The following is a 4,172-nucleotide window of genomic DNA, read 5'->3' on the forward strand; positions in this document are numbered from 1 at the left end:
CCAGCCCCACGCCCGCCCGCCGACGAGAGCGACGACGCCGCCACCCCGACCCGAACCGGGACACGGGGGACGCCGGAGACGCCGGGGATGCCCGGGAGGCCGGGGACATCCGGGAGGCCGGGGAGCCCTTGAGCCCCGGGAAGCCCGGGAACGGAAGGAAGCCCGGGGACGGACGGAACCACGGGAGACACCGAGACGGGCGGGAGAGGCGGGAGAGCCGGGAGAGCCGGGAGGGACGGGAGCGTTGAAAGATGCGGGAGCGGCGGGGGTGCCGGGACGGACGGGTGCGTCGAAAGGTGCGGGAGCGTCGACAGGCGCGGGAGGTCGGCGACGCCGGGCAGATCCGACGCCCCCGGCGACCGGACGGACGACGAGACGGACAGCCGGATCGCGATCGGCCCCCGAGCCGGGGCCGGGGGCCGGGTCGACGCCCGAGCCGAAGACCGGGTCGACGCACGGGCCGGCGCCGGGGCCCGCCTCGACGCCTGGGCCCGGGCGGAAAGCCCCATCGACGCCCGGGCCTGCCTCGATGCCGGAGCCAGGGCCGAAGGCCGCGTCGACGACTGGGCCTGGGACGGGGGTTGGGCCGGGGTGTGGACCCTGGCGATGGGCGTCGTCGGCGTGGGGACGCCGTCGGCCGCCTGCGCCTGTCCGCCCCAGAACAGTCCGAGCGCCGACAACCCGCCCACCAGCAGCGCGAGTTGCAGCGCACGCCGCCCGACCGCGGTGCGCGGGACGCGCAGGGCGGTGACAGGCAGGGCGGTGGACGAGGTCAACAGGGGACGTTCTTCCCGTGCGGCGGCAGCGTGGCCCCGATCCTCGCACGGGGCTCCCGCGGTTGCGCAAGCCCCCGTTACCGATGAGTAGCCCGAGCGCGGGCCGGCAGCCGGTCGGCCGAGGGACCGACCGGCGGCGTCATCCCGTCGCCCCCCTTCACCCGACGTCCGGCACGGGCAGCGGACGCTTCTCCAGCGCCGCCGCCATGACCTCCGGAAACAGATCGGGCGTACAGGCGAACGCCGGTGCGCCCAGCGCCGCGAGGGCGGCCGCGTGCTCCCGGTCGTAGGCCGGCGCGCCTTCGTCCGACAGGGCGAGCAGCGCCACGAACTGCACGCCGGACGCCTTCATCGCGGCGACCCGCTTCAGCATCTCGTCGCGGATGCCTCCCTCGTACAGGTCGCTGACGAGCACCACCACGGTCTCCGCCGGCCGGGTGATCTGCGACTGGCAGTAGGCGAGCGCCCGGTTGATGTCGGTGCCGCCGCCGAGCTGGGTGCCGAACAGGACGTCCACCGGGTCGTCGAGCCGGTCGGTGAGGTCGGCGACCGCCGTGTCGAAGACGACGAGCCGGGTGCTGATCGCCCGCATCGAGGCGAGTACCGCCCCGAACACCGACGCGTACACCACCGACGACGCCATCGACCCGGACTGGTCGATGCAGAGGATCACCTCCTTCTTCATGGACTGCGAGGCCCGCCCGTACCCCACGAGCCGCTCCGGCACGACCGTCCCGTGCTCGGGCAGATAGTGCTTGAGGTTGGCGGCGATCGTGCGGTTCCAGTCGATGTCGTGGTGACGCGGTCTGCTGACGCGGGCGCTGCGGTCCAGCGCGCCGGTGAGGGCGGCCCGGGTGCGGGTGGCGAGCCGCTTCTCCAGGTCCTCGACGACCTTGCGGACGACCGCTCTCGCCGTCTCCCTCGTCGTCTCCGGCATCGCCTTGTGGAGGGAGAGCAGCGTGCCGACGAGATGCACGTCGGCCTCCACCGCCTCGAGCATCTCCGGCTCCAGGAGCAGGGCGGACAGCCCCAGCCGCTCGATGGCGTCACGCTGCATGACCTGCACGACCGAGGAGGGGAAGTAGGTGCGGATGTCCCCGAGCCAGCGCGCCACGGACGGGGCCGAGGCCCCGAGGCCCGCGGTGCGGTCGCGCCCGCCCGACGTCCCCTCCTTCTTGCCGTAGAGCGCGGTGAGCGCCGCGTCCACCGCCGCGTCGCGTCCGCGGAGCGCGTGCCCGGTGCCGTCCGCCGCGTCGCCGCCGAGCACCAGCCGCCAGCGCCTCAAGCGCTCCCGCCCGGCGTCCGTCCCGACCGTGTCCTCCACCGTCATGCCCCCACCCCCGCGCGTGCGCCGTCGCCCGTCCCGCCGTCCAAAGCCCCGTCAGGGGCCGGCCCGCCGCGCACCGTGCGGGCGGCGGTCTCCCGGTCACGGGCCGTCGTTCTCCCGTCGGCCGCTCCCGGGCTCAGGCCCAGGAGCAGCTCGATCACCGGGAGGACCGCGTCGGCCCGGCGCTCGTCGAGTTCGCCCCCGAAACCGGGGGCGCCGGCGTGCGCCCCCGGCTCCCTCCTGCCCTGTCCCGGACCGCGCCGGACCAGCTCGCCGAGCGTTCTGCGCACCCCGGGCTCGTACGCGGAGAACGTCCGCCGCAGCAGGGGCAGCACGTCCGTGAACGAGGCGGCGGGCACCGTGGTGAGCCACCCGTCGACCAGGGCGAGCAGCCGTTCGTCGTGCACGAGGAGCAGTCCGCCCCCGGACCCGCCGCCGACGAAGCCCTCGATCCAGGCGGCCGCGTCGCCCGGCGGCGTCCCCGGCGACAGCGCGAGCCCCATGAGCCGCGCCGCCTCGCCCGGTTCCAGCGCCCCCTCGTCCAGCAGAAGCCGCACGGCACGGCCCCGCACGACGCCCGGCACACTGTCCCGCCGGGACAGCACCCCCAGGACGCGGCGCCAGCGGGGCGCGAGGCCCGCCTGCCCGTCCAGCATGCCCACCGCCGCGTGCACCGCGTCCACATGACGGCGCATCTGCTCCGCCGCGTCCGCGTCCAGCGACGCACAGGCCGGCGGGAGGCCGACGAAGACCCGTTCCGCGAGGCCCGCCGCCACCTCGGCCAGCGCGCCGGTGTCGGTGCCGCGCACGTCGCCGTAGCGCAGGGAGCGGGCCAGGGCGGGCAGTGCCTGCGCGAGGTGGCCGACGTCCGTGTCGAGGGCGGCGCGGTCGGCGAGCACGCGCATCACCGTCGGCAGCGCGTCCGGCAGCGCTGCCAGGAGGCAGCGTTCGGCGAGGGCGGTCACCGCGGCGAGCCCGGGCGAGGCCACGGCGTCAGCCTGCGCCCTGGCGGTCGCCGCGGCGAGCACGGTCGTCCCCCACACCCCGGCCTCGGCGACCCGCACGGCCAGCTCCGGCTCCCACCGCAGCCGCCAGGTCTCCCGGAACGTCCCCGTGCTGCCGCGCGAGGCTGCCGGTTCGCCCCACTCGACGCCCAGCAGCCGCAGCCGGTGCAACAGCCTGCTGCGCTCGGCGTCGTTCTCCTTGCGCAGGTCGAGCTCCAGCTCGCGCTCCGCCGCCTCCGGCCGCAGCCGCAGCCGGCGCTGCAACCGGTCGAGGTCGCGCTGCAGCGGCACCGCCGGCGCGCCGGCGGGCACCTCGCCCAGCACGTCCCCGACGACCAGCCGGTCGTGCACGAGGGCCAGCGGGACGTCCGAGCCCTCGCACAGCACCGCGCGCGCGGCGTCGATCGTCTCGGTCAGACCGGACAGCGGCCGGCCCCGCAGCACGGCCAGCGTCCCGGCGAGCCGGACCGCCTCGATGACGTGCGCCGAGGACACGATCCGGTCCTCCTCCCGCAGCAGCACCGCCACCCTCGTCAGCCAGCGTTCGACGGGCCGGTCCGGCGACGCGAACAGATGGGCGTACCAACCGGGCGCGTCGACGCCCGCGCCGTATCCCCCGGCCCGGGCGAGCCTGCGGTGGGTCCAGGGCACCCATGTCAGGTCGGTCCTGACCTTCGGCAGACCCCTGAGGAGCGCCCGGTCGGCGGCCAGGGCGGTCCTGCGGCGCAGGGCGGGCACGTGCCACGCCCCGCACACCACGGCCACCGAGTCGGCCCCGAACTCCTTCTGCGCCGCACGGAGCTGCACGCGCATGTACGCCTCCCGGACGAGGTCCCGGGCGTCCTCGCGTCCCGCCGCGTCGCGGTCGTGCGTCTCGCGCAGCGCCTCCATCGCCTCCTCCAGCGCGGCGAACGGCGCGAACGGGTCCTTCGTCCCGGCGCGGTGCTCGACGACGTCCTCCCACCAGCGTTCGGGATCGTCGTATCCCGCGACCTCGGCGAGGGTGCCCAGCGGGTCGCGCCGCAGCCCGTCACGGCCCCCGTCGGCGCCCCCGCTCCCCCGACC

2 protein-coding genes are annotated in these 4,172 nt (G+C 76.2%); both read right to left on the minus strand.

Features of this window, described 5'->3' with window-relative positions; genetic code table 11:
- Positions 1–933 precede the first annotated feature (933 nt).
- Complete coding sequence (locus KMS84_RS38035) at positions 934–2,106, minus strand: VWA domain-containing protein (protein WP_256921126.1); 1,173 nt, start codon at positions 2,104–2,106, stop codon at positions 934–936.
- On the minus strand, positions 2,103–4,172 hold a 2,070-nt coding region (locus KMS84_RS38040; protein WP_256921127.1), incomplete at its 5' end, for a DUF5682 family protein. The genes KMS84_RS38035 and KMS84_RS38040, both read right to left, overlap by 4 nt.

It is taken from the genome of Streptomyces hilarionis, assembly GCF_024539675.1.
GTDB classification, from domain to species: Bacteria; Actinomycetota; Actinomycetes; order Streptomycetales; family Streptomycetaceae; genus Streptomyces; species Streptomyces hilarionis.